The 13,837-nt window shown below is 39.8% G+C and carries 18 protein-coding genes and 1 pseudogene; 12 read left to right on the top strand and 7 right to left on the bottom strand.

Going from position 1 to position 13,837, the window contains the following annotated elements:
* Positions 1-50: 50 nt before the first annotated feature.
* From WAX46_RS00095 to WAX46_RS00080, 4 genes are all read left to right on the top strand, one after another.
* Positions 51-650 (top strand): phosphatase PAP2 family protein, encoded by a 600-nt coding sequence (locus WAX46_RS00095; RefSeq protein ID WP_442895648.1) that lies wholly within the window; start codon positions 51-53, stop codon positions 648-650.
* A gap of 54 nt (positions 651-704) precedes the next feature.
* Entirely contained in the window at positions 705-1,022 is a 318-nt protein-coding gene (locus WAX46_RS00090) for a YodL domain-containing protein (RefSeq protein ID WP_226566282.1), read from the top strand.
* Positions 1,023-1,135: 113 nt separating this feature from the next.
* A complete protein-coding gene (deoD, locus tag WAX46_RS00085) occupies positions 1,136-1,831 on the top strand; it encodes a purine-nucleoside phosphorylase (protein ID WP_336493166.1) in 696 nt (231 codons plus the stop codon).
* Between the two features lie 68 nt (positions 1,832-1,899).
* Positions 1,900-2,730: a M15 family metallopeptidase gene (locus WAX46_RS00080; RefSeq protein ID WP_336493165.1), complete on the top strand. Its 831-nt coding sequence runs from the start codon at positions 1,900-1,902 to the stop codon at positions 2,728-2,730.
* 50 nt (positions 2,731-2,780) lie between these two features.
* On the opposite strand, the gene WAX46_RS00075 is transcribed toward WAX46_RS00080, so the two are convergent.
* Positions 2,781-3,044, bottom strand: a complete 264-nt coding sequence (locus tag WAX46_RS00075) for a hypothetical protein (RefSeq protein ID WP_226566279.1) — start codon at positions 3,042-3,044, stop codon at positions 2,781-2,783.
* 92 nt (positions 3,045-3,136) lie between these two features.
* Positions 3,137-3,835, bottom strand: a complete 699-nt coding sequence (locus WAX46_RS00070) for a class I SAM-dependent methyltransferase (RefSeq protein ID WP_226566278.1) — start codon at positions 3,833-3,835, stop codon at positions 3,137-3,139.
* A gap of 150 nt (positions 3,836-3,985) precedes the next feature.
* On the opposite strand from WAX46_RS00070, the gene WAX46_RS00065 reads away from it, so the two are divergent.
* Positions 3,986-5,371, top strand: coding sequence for a S41 family peptidase (locus WAX46_RS00065; RefSeq protein ID WP_336493164.1), 1,386 nt, complete (start codon positions 3,986-3,988; stop codon positions 5,369-5,371).
* Positions 5,372-5,408: 37 nt separating this feature from the next.
* On the opposite strand, the pseudogene WAX46_RS00060 reads toward WAX46_RS00065, so the two are convergent.
* A pseudogene (locus WAX46_RS00060) lies at positions 5,409-5,755 on the bottom strand (sodium:solute symporter family protein); the annotation flags it as partial.
* A 321-nt stretch (positions 5,756-6,076) separates the two neighbouring features.
* Positions 6,077-6,694: a nitroreductase family protein gene (locus WAX46_RS00055; protein WP_226566275.1), complete on the bottom strand. Its 618-nt coding sequence runs from the start codon at positions 6,692-6,694 to the stop codon at positions 6,077-6,079.
* A 139-nt stretch (positions 6,695-6,833) separates the two neighbouring features.
* Between WAX46_RS00055 and WAX46_RS00050 the strand changes: the two genes are divergently transcribed.
* Both WAX46_RS00050 and WAX46_RS00045 read left to right on the top strand, forming a co-directional pair.
* Entirely contained in the window at positions 6,834-7,166 is a 333-nt protein-coding gene (locus WAX46_RS00050) for a winged helix-turn-helix transcriptional regulator (protein WP_336493163.1), read from the top strand.
* A 75-nt stretch (positions 7,167-7,241) separates the two neighbouring features.
* Positions 7,242-7,457: a hypothetical protein gene (locus WAX46_RS00045; RefSeq protein WP_226566273.1), complete on the top strand. Its 216-nt coding sequence runs from the start codon at positions 7,242-7,244 to the stop codon at positions 7,455-7,457.
* A 40-nt stretch (positions 7,458-7,497) separates the two neighbouring features.
* On the opposite strand, the gene WAX46_RS00040 is transcribed toward WAX46_RS00045, so the two are convergent.
* Positions 7,498-7,971, bottom strand: a complete 474-nt coding sequence (locus WAX46_RS00040; RefSeq protein ID WP_226566272.1) for an Hsp20/alpha crystallin family protein — start codon at positions 7,969-7,971, stop codon at positions 7,498-7,500.
* 86 nt (positions 7,972-8,057) lie between these two features.
* On the opposite strand from WAX46_RS00040, the gene rarD reads away from it, so the two are divergent.
* The 3 genes from rarD (at position 8,058) to bshB2 (ending at position 10,190) form a co-directional block, all read left to right on the top strand.
* Positions 8,058-8,969: an EamA family transporter RarD gene (gene rarD, locus WAX46_RS00035; RefSeq protein WP_336493162.1), complete on the top strand. Its 912-nt coding sequence runs from the start codon at positions 8,058-8,060 to the stop codon at positions 8,967-8,969.
* A gap of 186 nt (positions 8,970-9,155) precedes the next feature.
* Positions 9,156-9,506: a YojF family protein gene (locus tag WAX46_RS00030; protein WP_226566270.1), complete on the top strand. Its 351-nt coding sequence runs from the start codon at positions 9,156-9,158 to the stop codon at positions 9,504-9,506.
* Positions 9,507-9,524: 18 nt separating this feature from the next.
* Positions 9,525-10,190, top strand: coding sequence for a bacillithiol biosynthesis deacetylase BshB2 (gene bshB2 / locus WAX46_RS00025; RefSeq protein WP_336493161.1), 666 nt, complete (start codon positions 9,525-9,527; stop codon positions 10,188-10,190).
* A 21-nt stretch (positions 10,191-10,211) separates the two neighbouring features.
* On the opposite strand, the gene WAX46_RS00020 is transcribed toward bshB2, so the two are convergent.
* Positions 10,212-11,582: an MATE family efflux transporter gene (locus WAX46_RS00020; protein ID WP_336493160.1), complete on the bottom strand. Its 1,371-nt coding sequence runs from the start codon at positions 11,580-11,582 to the stop codon at positions 10,212-10,214.
* 59 nt (positions 11,583-11,641) lie between these two features.
* Positions 11,642-11,767: a hypothetical protein gene (locus WAX46_RS00015; protein ID WP_264188571.1), complete on the bottom strand. Its 126-nt coding sequence runs from the start codon at positions 11,765-11,767 to the stop codon at positions 11,642-11,644.
* A 546-nt stretch (positions 11,768-12,313) separates the two neighbouring features.
* Between WAX46_RS00015 and WAX46_RS00010 the strand changes: the two genes are divergently transcribed.
* Positions 12,314-13,582, top strand: a complete 1,269-nt coding sequence (locus tag WAX46_RS00010) for a C40 family peptidase (protein ID WP_226566267.1) — start codon at positions 12,314-12,316, stop codon at positions 13,580-13,582.
* 66 nt (positions 13,583-13,648) lie between these two features.
* A partial coding sequence (locus tag WAX46_RS00005; protein WP_336493159.1) for a transposase occupies positions 13,649-13,837 on the top strand: 189 nt, incomplete at its 3' end.

Genomic DNA, 13,837 nt, shown 5'->3' with positions numbered 1-13,837 from the left:
ACTTTGAAGAGATTCTGAGAGGGAGGGGGGAATTCTTTAGCGTGTATGTCATGTTTCTTTTCATTTTATTTGGCGGCTTCGCTGCGCTTATGATATCTGGTGTATTTCAAGAAGTGGACAACCAGATCATTTTATGGTTTGAAAAAATCAGACTCCCTTTTTTAAACGATGCGATGCTCGCTGTAACGGACTTTGGCATCAGCGCTCTGCTAGTTCCGAGCATGCTCATCTTTAGTGTGGTACTGATTATGTATAAGCGGTACTACTCTATCATGTTACTTTTTCTATTATATATCACAGAAAAAACGGTTAATCACGAACTGAAGGGGCTGTTTGCTAGAGAGCGTCCGGCCTTTGATCAGCTTGTCAATGAAACCTATTACAGCTTTCCGAGTGGACATTCAATGAATGCATCCACCATCTACCCGTTTATAGCATATCTATTAGTTGAGATGATTCCCTGGCTGAAAAAAAGAAAAATAATGGTCTACTTGATTACGGGACTATTTGTCATTGTGATTGGCATTAGCCGAATGTATATCGGTGTTCATTATTTAACAGATGTAGCGGGAGGCTTTGCGATAGGACTAGCATTATTTCTCATATGTAAAAAGATTGACGAAAAATTGTCCGTCATTCGACAAAAATAGAAGAAGGAGATTGACAGATCCCAGCCAATTTTATATAAAAGGGGAGGGATTTGAATGCAATTGACGTTGAGATTTTTTCAAAAGAAACCTTCAGCTTATCACTTAACCATTTATCAGACACCTGCTTATGGTGAAACGAACGGGCATCAGCCTGTGTACCGGACAAAGATTGGCGGCAGAACACACCATGATGTACTGGAAAAAGCATTCTCGACATTTAATGTACATGATACAGTCCCTAATGATTACAATGCGCGGTTTATGACAACAGGTGATATCGTTGTGATTGATGACAGGAAAAAGGGGAAGTGCTATTATCAGCTCTTTCCGACAGGATGGAAACGTAGTGACAGACTAATGACGATGAGTTAAATAGATGATTTCTAGTGCCAGCTTATGAGCCAGCTGGCTATTTTCTTTTTTTGTCTCAATCGTTTATAATAAATAGGACAAAACACATGTTAAACGTAAGTGGAGGCTAAAAAATGAGTGTACATATTGGAGCAGAAAAAGGACAAATTGCAGAAACGGTATTGCTACCAGGCGATCCGCTTCGTGCGAAATATATTGCAGATACATATTTGGAGGATGTCGTGTGCTATAATGAAGTGCGCGGAATGTATGGTTTTACTGGAATCTATAAAGGAAAGCGTATTTCTGTACAGGGCACTGGAATGGGCGTACCGTCTATTTCGATTTATGTGAATGAACTCATTCAAAGCTATGATGTTCAAAATCTAATCCGAGTTGGGTCTTGCGGAGCGATCAAAAAGGATGTCAATGTACGTGATGTGATATTAGCCCAAACATCATCAACAGATTCTCAAATGAACCGTGTGGCATTTGGACCGATTGATTACGCACCTTGCGCTGATTTTGGTCTTCTTAAGAAAGCCTATGACACAGCAGAAGTAAAAAATGTAGCCGTTCGTGTCGGAAATGTATTTACAGCAGACCAATTTTACAATGAAAAACCACTTGATCTCATGGATCAATATGGTATTCTAGCCATTGAAATGGAGACAACAGCTCTATATACGCTTGCTGCAAAATTTGGTAGAAAAGCGTTATCGATTCTCACAGTGAGTGATCATGTAGTAACAGGAGAAGAAACAACTGCTGAAGAGCGTCAAACGACTTTTGACGAAATGATCTTAATTGCACTAGACTCTGTTTTATAATAGTATAAAGGGTGTGCTACGATGTAGCGCATCTTTATTTTTTTAGTAGAGAAGAAGGAAGGTATGTCATGAAGAACAGCTATAAAATACTCTCAATTGCATCGATTCTTGGTTTGACGGCCGCATTATCAGGCTGCCAGTTGCTAGACCAAAAAAGCGGTACATCTGAATCTAACAAAACAAGCGAACAAAAAAACACAGCAAGTTCATCATCCCAGCAAAACTCAAATGATACGGCAGATTCATCTAATCAAGAGCTGACGTTAAAGAGTGAATATTTCAATGACATCAAGGTTGTTAGTGGGCAAAAAACCATTCAAAACCCTGAAAATGTGCTAGCACTTGTCAACAAAGAATACGCATTACCAGGAACCTATAAACCTTCTGATCTCGTTGTACCAAAAGTAGAATTCTCTTTTTTAGATGATATTGAAAAACGATATATTCGTAAAGAAGCAGCCGAAGCACTTGAGAAGTTATTCAAAGAGGCAAAAAAGAAAAACTTTGAGTTGGCTGCAGTATCTGGCTATCGCTCCTATGACCGTCAAAAAGTCATTTTTGATAGTGAGGTCAAATTAAAAGGGAAAGAAAAAGCCCAAGAAGCAGTAGCTTTACCAGGCGAAAGTGAACATCAAACAGGTCTCGCTATGGACATTTCCTCAAAAAGTGTCGATTTTGAGATCTCTGAAAAATTTGGTGAAACACCCGAGGGCAAATGGGTTGCTAAAAGCGCCTATAAATACGGTTTTATCATCCGTTATCCAAAAGGAAAAGAAGACATTACGAAATACGAATATGAGCCGTGGCACCTGCGCTATGTTGGGAAAGAAGCAGCAAAAGCGATGCATGATCACGACTTAACTTTTGAAGAGTACGTGAACAAAGTGAAGAAAATATAAACAAATAAAAGGCCTCCCAGCTATTTGGGGGGCCTTCTTTTATTCTCCTTTTAAAAAAAGAACAATCCTGCTAAAGCGAATCCAGTAATAAAACCGAGGCCAATGCCATAAGCTGCTCCCCAGCCCCAACCCCAGCCATAATAACCTCCGTAAAAACCAAAGCCAAAGCCTTGTCGGGACCTTCCAATAGGGCGAATATAGACTTTGCGGTTTGTCACCCGCTCAATACGGCCGACATGTACTCTCCCATTATGATCGGTGATTCTAGCGACTTTCCCCATATGCTGCTGACAAAGTTTGTAGTAGCGCTCCATGTTTTTCCTCCTTATGACAAACTCTTTTCACTCTTATCCTATGCGAGAGATATCATAGAGTTTGGACAAAACATATAGGAGATTCGCTCATTTTATACTGTACACTCAAATAAAATGTGACTCAGGCTTTTTCGGTGCGCTTGAATGAGATCGTAGTGTGTTTGCAGCGTATCGTAAAGAGAAGGCGGGATTTGATCAGATAATTCCATTTCTGTTGGCTCCTCCTGTACCATATGCTCATCGAATGAGAGAATTCGAATGTCACGGAAGCCTGACGCTGTTAACTGCTCCTTCCATTCTGATAGAGAAAGGAGGGAGTGGAAGCCATAAAATCCACGAACAACCGCCTGTTCTTCGGGTGTAAGAGGTGCTTTTAGCACAGCTTCATTTGCGATCAATTTACTTCCAGGGGCAAGAACCCGTTTTATCTCAGCAAGCGCAACAGATAAATGAGTAAAGCTAAGAACAGATTCACTGATCAGTAGAGAGAACGATGCATCTGCAAATGGAAGGTTTTCAACGGATGCTTGCAGGGCGCGGATTGGTAGCTCCTCTCGTTTAAATCGAAGGTTGGCCTTTTCAATCATCAAAGGGTGCATATCAACCGCCTCCACTTCAAAGCCTAAATTTCCTAAATACGCAGCGGTTTGTCCTGTACCGCACCCGGCATCAAGTATTCGCTCGTCACGGTCCAATTTTATATGCTCAATCATGGTTTTTGTTAACTCAATTCCACCAGGATGTGCACCTGATACACCAAAATAGGCAAGCATTTCTACATAGTCACTCATAAAATCCCTTCTTTCCTTATCATGTTCCTCTCTAAAGATTATGCAATGCAGGGTCAAATGGCTTATCTTTTCAATTAGAAGTTTGATCCTTGGTTGACGGATGGAGCATCGTCCTTGATAATAATGAAAGGAGATAAAGGTGGTGTTTTTTTGAAAAAACAATTCAAGTTCGTGATAGCCATTCTGGTGACAGCAGCACTTTCTTCAGCCATTACATTTGTAATCACAAAACAAGCTGCTGTCAGCGTCTCAGGAGATGAGAAGTTTAGTAAACTTATGGCTGCGTATACGAAGGTAAAAGATGAGTATTACGAAAAAACGGATGATCAAAAACTAGTAGATGGTGCAATTCAAGGAATGATTGCATCACTTGATGACCCATACTCTACATATATGGATCAGGAGGAAGCCGAAGGGTTTAATAACACCATTTCTTCCTCATTTGAAGGAATTGGTGCCCAAGTAGAAGAAAAGGATGGACAAATTTTAATTGTTGCGCCGATCAAAGGCTCTCCTGCTGAAAAAGCTGGTTTGAAACCTCATGATCGTATTTTAGAGGTAGATGGAAAAAGCACAAAAGGAATGTCTGTCAATAAAGCAGTATCACTGATCAGAGGTAAAAAAGGAACGGATGTAAAGCTGCATCTGAGACGGCAAGGTGTTGGAAATGTGGATGTGAACATCACAAGAGACACCATTCCGCTTGAAACGGTTTATACAAAACTAACAAAAGATAAAATAGGAGAAATCCAGATTACGTCCTTTGCTGAAACGACATCTAAAGAGCTAGATAAAGCGATTGGTGAACTCGAGAAAAAAGGGGCGAAAGGATTTGTCATTGACCTGAGAGATAATCCAGGCGGCATTATGACAGAAGCTATTGAAATGAGTAATGACTTTATCGATAAAGGAAAAGTCATCATGCAGGTTGAAGAAAAAGGGAAGAAACAAGTGTACAAGGCTGAAAAGGAACGGAAAGTTCATCAGCCGGCAGTTGTCCTTGTAAACGGCGGTTCAGCCAGCGCTGCTGAAATCATGGCGGCGGCTCTGCACCAATCATCAGGCATTCAAATTGTTGGTGAAAAGACGTTTGGTAAAGGAACTGTTCAAAATGCGCAAAGCTTTAATGATGGCTCTAGTGTCAAGTTAACCATTGCAAAGTGGCTGACACCGAATGGTTCTTGGATTCACAAAAAAGGAATTGAACCACAGGTGAAAGCATCTCTGCCAAGTTATGCGAAGCTGCCATACTTAAGCCCGAAAAAGATCTACCAGCTGAATGATAATGGAGATGAAGTCAAAGCGGCTCAAAAGATGTTCCAAGCAATTGGCTACAAAGCAAAAGCAAATGGTGAGTACGATCAAGCATTCCAGTCTATCGTGAAAAATTTCCAAGCAGATCACGATCTGAAGACAGATGGTATTCTCACAGGGGACACAACGACTGTACTGATGACAAACATCCAAGATAAGCTAAAGAAAAATGATACGCAAATGAAAAAAGCAATCGAAGTATTGAAAAAAGAAATGAAATAGAAAAGCAGTCCTCATCAGGGGACTGCTTTTCTTGTGCTTACGCTTCATTTACGATCGCTGCTGCTTTATCATCGTCCTTTTCAAACAGATCATTTGTGACGGAATTGGATGTGACCTTCATTCAATATCAAGATGACAAGAACGTTTGCTAGTAAACCGAGAAAGCCTTCATAAAGGCCGAACGTAACTTGTGAGATATTGGCTGTAAAGGTAACGATGATTCAGGCGATCAGTCCTGCAATGGATGCTTCTCTAGATTATTTTTTCCACAATAGGCTGATTGCGATCGCTGGGAAGATTTGAACTTCTTGAAACACCGATCAGCTGAAGCGTTACAAGTGCAGTTAGGAACAGTATACAGAATAAAAGAGCAAGCCCAATCACGAATGGATGAATACGATTCACAAAGGGAAGCAATGCGAGATGTCCAATTAATGGAATCCGATGAGTAGTGCTTGCATCAATGTTTATTCATGATTTCCTCCTGAATATTTTGTAATTTTTAATAATAACAGTTGTCAGATTAGATCACAAGACCATTTTCAGAAAAAACAATCATTTTCAAATATCATACTAATATAACGTGTTCATTCTAAAAAGAGAGATAAGTAAGAACTAAAAAGAGGATGCTTATAATAAGTATGGGGGAATAATATTTAAAGCAAATGAAAAAGCCCCCGCATAAGGCTGGGACTCGGCGATTTTTTATAGGAAATCAGATACTTCTTCGATGTCAAAACGATTGCTTTTATGAGCTTTTTTCGCTGGTTTACCGACAGAAATCAGCATGACAGGTTCGTAGCGGCCGCTCACATTGAATTCTTTGATGTAAGCTTCTTTGCTGAAACCACCCATTGCGCATGTATCATATCCCATTGCTTTAGCAGCGATCATTAATTGCATTGCTGCTAATGAAGCATTTGAATACGCTGCTTCACGTGCATACTGCTCACTTTGGTAAGCGCCATTGATTTGAGTCATGAGTGTTTCTTTAATGTCTTCTGTAATAACCCCTTGTTCTGCTAGCTTGCTGTAGATTTTTTCGCCATTTTTATTAGCTTCAAGGTCACCTAGTACAGCAATAACAGCGGATGCTTGAGAGACTTGCTTTTGGTTATAAGCGATTGGCAATAACTTTGCTTTTGATTCAGCACTATGGAAAACAGTAAAATGCCAATGCTGAAGGTTCCATGCAGATGGTGCTTTTGTAGTGACATCGAGAAGTTCTGTTAACTCTTCTCTTGTCATTTCTTGAGATGTATCATACTCTTTTACTGAAGCTCTTTCTTTTAAAATTTCAATCGTTTTTTGATCGATCGCCATATAGATATTTCCTCCCGTTTCTGCAAATAGTATGGTACAATAAATAAAAAAGTGAGAAACTTACTTATTGTAACTAGAGATATTTTAAATTGTATACCGATAGTTTGTCAAACATTCATGAAAAGAAAGGCTGAAATATATGGAATTCCAATTATGTCCACACATTCAGCAAGCTTTTTTACTTCTTGGCAAAAGGTGGAATGGTCTCATTATTCATGTATTGCTTGATGGTCCAAAGCGGTTTAAAGAGCTGACGGACATTATTCCCTCCATCAGTCAAAAAATGCTCGCAGAACGTTTAAAAGAGCTGGAGCAAGAAGGAATTATCGCGCGAACTGTACTCCCTGAGATACCTGTCAAAGTCATCTATTGTCTAACCGAAAAAGGGAATGCATTGAACGATGTGTTTGAAGAGGTATCGCGCTGGGCAGGGGAGTATGCTGGATCTCATGAAAAAAAGGAGCAAGCCTAGTTTCAGGTTTGCCCAAACGTTTTAACTCCTGATGAATATGCTGATGTTAGGCACATGACAAAGGAGGAGAATTGCATGTACCCTCATACTCCGTATTTTCGAGGCGGCGTCCCTGGCATTCCGCCGTATGAATCTAGAGTCCCTTTGTTTTTTTTTGGCGCTCCTTTAGTCGGCGGACTGCTTGGCGGATTTCTAGGAAGTGCGATTTTTAATTATCCCCGTCCATATTACCCGCCACCACCACCGCCTGCTCCACCACCTTATGGCGGCGGATATCCACCATATTATTAAGAAAAGAGAGTAAGCCTGCTTCCATATTAAAGCAGGCTTTTTATAATGGAATATCAATTTCAGAAATCCCCGGATCATCATGTTTTAAGAACATAATCTCCAAAATACCATCTTGATACGAAGCCTTCGTTCCTTTTCTTTTCACAGCAGCAGGGAGGACGATCTTCTTTTGTTCATTCTCTTGAGGAAAATGATCAATAAACAGCAGATTGGCTGTATGTTTGATTTTCACTTTTTCTGTGTTCGGTCGAGCAAGCTCTATTTTGACAAACACGTGATCAGTTGTCTCAAACACTTCAATATTCGGCTCGTTCTCTTTTTTGACGTCTGGCTCTCTTTTTTTTTGATGCGGAGACAGCGGATCCTGAAAGGGGAACTGAGCAGAATAATTGGAGCCGAATACACTTTCCATCACTTGGTTGACATATTGCTCAACGTCTTTAGGATCTGAATTCTTTAAGGCTTCCTTTGAAAATTGCTTTTGAAAAGGGAATAATCGGTTCCAGTCAAACATGCAAATCATCCTTTCTAAATGCCCTGAATTAGTATATGCCCATTCAACGGTAGGCGTGCTATAATATACGATAGGTTTAGAAAGGAATGGTTAGATTGAATGAACAGCAATCAAAAGGTGTTCTGTATACGGCATCATCTTTTACATTATGGGGTCTATTCCCATTATATTGGAAACTGATGGAGCATATTTCGTCAGGCGAAATTTTAGCGCACAGAATTGTTTGGTCATTTGTTTTTATGTGCTTTATCCTCCTATACCTAAAGCAAGTCCGCCCAGCAATACAGACTGTGAAGGGGCTTATGATGAATGGAAAAGCACTTTTCTCATTACTTTTATCTGCTATTTTAATTTCGGTCAACTGGTATGTGTACATTTGGGCAGTCAACCATCATCTCATGCTTGAAGCAAGTTTAGGGTATTATATTAATCCGCTTGTATCGGTTTTACTAGGCATCATTTTTTTGAAAGAACGACTGAATAAAATACAAACAATTGCGATTCTTATTGCTGCGACTGGTGTGATGATTTCAACGGTTCAGTATGGCTCATTTCCTGTCGTTGCTTTCTTATTGGCCTTTAGCTTTGGTATTTATGGATTGATAAAAAAAAGGATGAGCTTCACGAGTGCAATTGGTTTAACCATTGAAACGCTTCTTCTCGCACCGGCTGCACTTATCTTCTTATTATTCTTCTTAAAAGAACCTGTAGTCACGATGCAGCCGAGCAACTTCGGATCTCTTGGTCTCTTATTTTTTGCAGGAGTCTTTACAGCTGTGCCGCTTCTTTTATTTTCTGAAGGCGCAAAAAGAATTCCTCTTTATCAGGTTGGCATTTTGCAATACATTGCTCCGACAATTACGCTGTTCTTAGGATTATTTGTGTATCATGAACACTTATCCGCAGCGAAAATCGTGACGTTCCTATGTATTTGGTTGGCGATTTTATTGTTTACCACCTCTCAACTACGAATAAAAAAACCAGCCAATTCTCATTAAGGGAATCAGCAGTTTGCTTTTTTTTGAAGGCGGTTCATGTCATAATAAGTTGTTACCAATCTGTAGAGGTAATCACATGTCATCAGCCAATGACTAGGCTGTTAAGCATGATTATTAACTACAGCTTATCAGCTTACATACGAAAAAGCTGCGAGAATTAATTCAAAATGGAGGAAGGAACCACTCATGAAACCAATTCAAACGAAAGATGTCACAGCACATCTTGAATCGTTTTTAAATCGTCCAGTCTTCGTTCATCTTGAAACGACAACTGGTTCTTATTCAGCTCATGTGAATGAACAAAATATGACGATCGTGGCGTATATCCGCAATGCGAAAGTTATCTATTCACAGGTGAAAATAAAAGGACAAGGGCCGTACCGTGTTGGGATGAAAACAGAAGATGGCTGGATTTACGCAGAAGGATTGACCGACTATGTGTTTGATGAAAAAGACCGCCTGCTATTAGCTGGGCACCTGTCAGACGGGAAACTAGCGATCTCATTTCAAATTAGTGAAAGACCATTTCAGGTGTAGGAGAAAGGGTGACGAGAGATGAACGAACATGTACTTGTGATGCTGCCTCACCCCGACGATGAATCCTTTGGGGCCGCAGGTCTCATTGCACAAAGCAGAAAGCGCGGAATTCCAGTTACGTATGCATGCGGGACACTTGGAGAAATGGGCAGAAATATGGGTAGTCCAACATATGCTAACCGTGAGACACTACCTGAGTTAAGAAAACAAGAACTAATCAACGCATGCAAAGAAATGGATATCACGGACTTACGTATGCTTGGCCTCAGGGATAAAACATTGGAATTTGAAGATGATGAGTATTTGGCGCATGTGATGGAAAATATTATCGATGACGTCAAACCAACACTCATTGTCACGTTTTATCCAGGACACGGGGTACACCCCGATCATGATGCGACAGGAGAAGCTGTCATTCGGGCTCTTTACCGCAAGAAAAAAGAAGACCGCCCTGTCACATACTGCATGGCCATTACGAAAAATAGAGAAGAAGTACTAGGAAATGCCGATATTGTGATTGATATTACGGATGTAGCAGATATTAAATTAAATGCCCTTAGAGCGCACAGAACCCAAACAGAAGGAATGCTGAGAGAACTTGAGCAAAAGCTGAAAAACAAAGAACCAGTCGTACAAAAATGGTTAGATGAAGAAATTTTCTGGACGTATCAATGGAATGACTAAATAAAAGGCAGCTGAATTAGGTCAGTTGCTTTTTTGTATCGGTTTAAGGTGAAGTAAACGGTTTTCAATCAACCTGAGACGGATAAAGAGGACGATTGCACCAACTGCAAGTCCGGCAATGAGTCCAATCCAATACCCAAACGCTCGAAAAGAAGTATAAGTACCAATCAAGTAACCCACCGGAAGGCCGATGATCCAATAAGAAACAAAGGCGGCAATCAGGGTATAGTTCACATCTTTATAGCCGCGAAGAGCCCCTTGAATAGGAGCTGCGATCGCATCAGACAGTTGGAAAAAGATTGCATAGATCAAAAAGTGCTGTGTCATTTGTAAAACAGACGATTCAGAAGTGTATAACCCTGCGATTTCAGGTCTAAATAACAAAATAAGTGCTGCTGTACATAATGAGAATAGAATAGCCGTCCCAATTCCGATATAGCTGTAGCTTTGTGCATCTTTATACCGCATGGCACCGGCTTCAAAGCCAACGACGATCGTTAAAGTCATTGAAATACTAAGAGGTAAAATATATAAAATAGAAGCAAAGTTCATCGCTGCTTGGTGACTTGCAATCGTGATTGTATCAAAATGTCCCATTAAAAGGGTGACAGCTGCGAAGATGCTTGTTTCAAAAAAGATAGCAAACCCAATAGGTAGACCGATTTTCAGGATGTGCCCCATTCGGGAGGTGTTAAACCGAGGAAGTTTTTGAAACAAACGAAATGAAGCAAATGGTTCGGCTTTGATGACAATCCAAATACTCATGATGAAAATGGCCCAATACGTCATCGCAGATGCAAGGCCAGCTCCCGCACCTCCTAGTTTCGGAAACCCGAAATGACCAAAAATAAATAAATAATTTAAAACAAAGTTAATAGGAAGTGCTGTTAACGTAATGAACATCGTCACACGTGTTTTCCCTAATGCATCAATGAACGACCTCATCACAGAATAAGCAAAAAGCGGGATAATCCCAAAAGCAAGAAAGCTGAGAAAATGCTGGCCAATATCTTCTACGGATTGTTCAAGCCCAAGTCCTCCTAATATGAAAGGAATGCTAATCGCTCCAATGACGATTACAACGACACTTAAAAGGAAGGATAAATAAATGGCCTGAAAGACAGCCCGAGGCACGTCTTGTTTACGGCCTTCGCCCATTAGCTGTGCCACAATAGGAGTAATGGCCATTAATATACCCGCAAGTCCTGTATAAACAGGTGTCCAAATACTAGAGCCGATCGCAACACCTGCAAGGTCTACTGCACTCACCTTTCCAGACATGACTGTGTCTAAAAACGTAATAAGTGAAAGACCTGCTTGTGTGATTAAAATCGGTATCAAAATGGTTAAAAATTGTTTCAGCTTTAGTAGAATGCTATTCGTTTCTCTCATTTTAAGTTCCTCTCTGAACAGAAATAACGAGAGGAATTATATCACGCTATGTAAAAAAATCAATTCTCCGTCGGATTATTTTTTTTTGACGACTTCGTTTTTCTAAACATTTGAATATAAATAAAAGAAAGACTGACAACACCTAAAATGCTGCAAGCATATTGGATGACTTTCTGAATGGTCATATTGAGTTCACCTCCCTACAAATAGAATGTGCATAATTTGTTATTTTATGACACAAGCCAAAAAAGGAGGAAATGTCAGATGATCAATCGCACAAACGAAGAAATATTTGATGCAAATCATGATGGATGAAAGGAAAATCGTCGATTCGCTTAAACAGAAGGAAATGGACGGCATTCTTTATTAGGTAGGATGATTTTTCATTCAAGAAAAAAAGGAAATTAAGTAAAAATTCATTTGATACAGAAAAATTTGTCATGTAGAATAGAACTATGAAAGTAGCAAAGTGCTTGTTTTGACAAATTTTTAAACGTCAACTTAAAAATGTTTATAAATACAGCAAACGGCCGATAGAACTTATATGGCTTTGTTTTAGCATTTTGAGTTTGCTGCTCTAACCTATTTGTTATTGCCTAACGTCTTCATGTCGAGTAATATAATAGAAATAAAGATAAAATAGTGCAAGAGAAGCAGAACCATTAAATGCTAAACTCAAAACTAGCACAAAAGTCTTATTGAACGAAATTATGAAAGGCGGAGATTCATCTATGAAGAAAAAAGTAGTAACCGGCCTCACAGTTTCAGCGATTGCGGGCTCAGCTGTTATTGCTGCACCGGCAGAAGCACAGACGATCAAGGTGAAAAGCGGTGACTCACTTTGGAAGATTGCCGGACAGTACAATACGAGTATCTCGGAGCTTCAATCTCTTAATCAATTAAAAACGACGATGATTTTTACAGGACAAAGCTTAAAAATTCCTGGGGCAAAAAGTAGCTCGTCAAAAAGCTCAAAAGCTCCTACTACATCTAGCTATACTGTAAAGCTAGGAGATTCACTATGGCTGATTGCGAAGAATCACAAAATGTCAGTCGCAAACTTGAAAAGCTTAAACAGCTTAAACAGTGATCTGATTCGTCCTGGTCAAAAGCTGAAAGTGTCTGGAAGCACAAATACTAGCGGCAGTCAGTCATCAAATTCAAAATCTAATTCAAGCTCAAACAATGAGACAACGAACTCAAATAGTTCGTCATCAGCATCTAGTACATACAAGGTTAAATTAGGCGATTCTCTTTGGAAAATTGCGAATTCGTTAAATATGTCAATTGGTGAAATCAAGACATTGAACCAGTTAAAATCGGATATGATTTATCCAAATCAAGTATTGAAAGTCAAAGGGGCAGCTACATCTACACCAAGTCAACCGAAGGCACCTGCTAATCCAAGCAACCCGCCCTCAAGTGGAAAAACAACCTCTTACACCGTAAAATCAGGTGATTCATTATGGAAGATTGCGAATCAGTTTAATGTGCAGGTTCAATCCATTCGTACAGCAAACAGCCTGAAAAGTGATGTACTTAGAATTGGACAAGTGTTAAAAATTAACGGAACGGCTTCTGGTTCTACGTCTAACGGGGCAACTAGTCCGACCGACAACAACAAAACCAATGTTCCAATGAATGCAAAAATCACGACGATGATTCAAGAAGGTAAAAAGCTAACAGGAGTTCCTTATAGATGGGGCGGCAATACACCTGCTGGCTTTGACTGTAGTGGCTTTGTTTACTATCTCATAAATAAGGTTTCATCTGTATCGAGATTGAGCACAGCGGGCTACTGGAATATGATGACGCCTGTTAGCACCCCACAAGTTGGAGACTTTGTCTATTTCACAACATACAAAGCGGGTCCTTCTCACATGGGACTATACCTTGGTGGAGGAGATTTCCTTCATGCAAGTGACAGCGGAGTAGGTATTTCTAATTTAAGTAACCCATATTGGAAAAAAGCCTATCTCGGTGCGAAACGTTTCTTCTAAAAAAAAGCCGAAATTGAAGTGCACCCCAAATATTAGACACAGTCTAACATTTGGAGGTGCTTTTCTTTGGCTAAATTTACAATTGAAGATAAAATCAAAGCGGTAAAACGATACCTCATTGATCGTGAGAGCTTGCTTAGAATTGCAAAACAGATTGGCGTGAACAAAAGTATACTTCAATATTGGGTCAGAAAGTATCAATATCATGGCGAAAAAGCTTTTTCAAAGTCATATACAAATTATCCAGTCCGATAT

The organism is Bacillus sp. FJAT-53060 (genome assembly GCF_037104745.1).
Taxonomy (GTDB): Bacteria; Bacillota; Bacilli; order Bacillales; family Bacillaceae; genus Bacillus; species Bacillus stratosphericus_B.
Note: the sequence above shows the minus strand (reverse complement) of the source record. Positions and strands in the feature narration are given on the sequence as shown.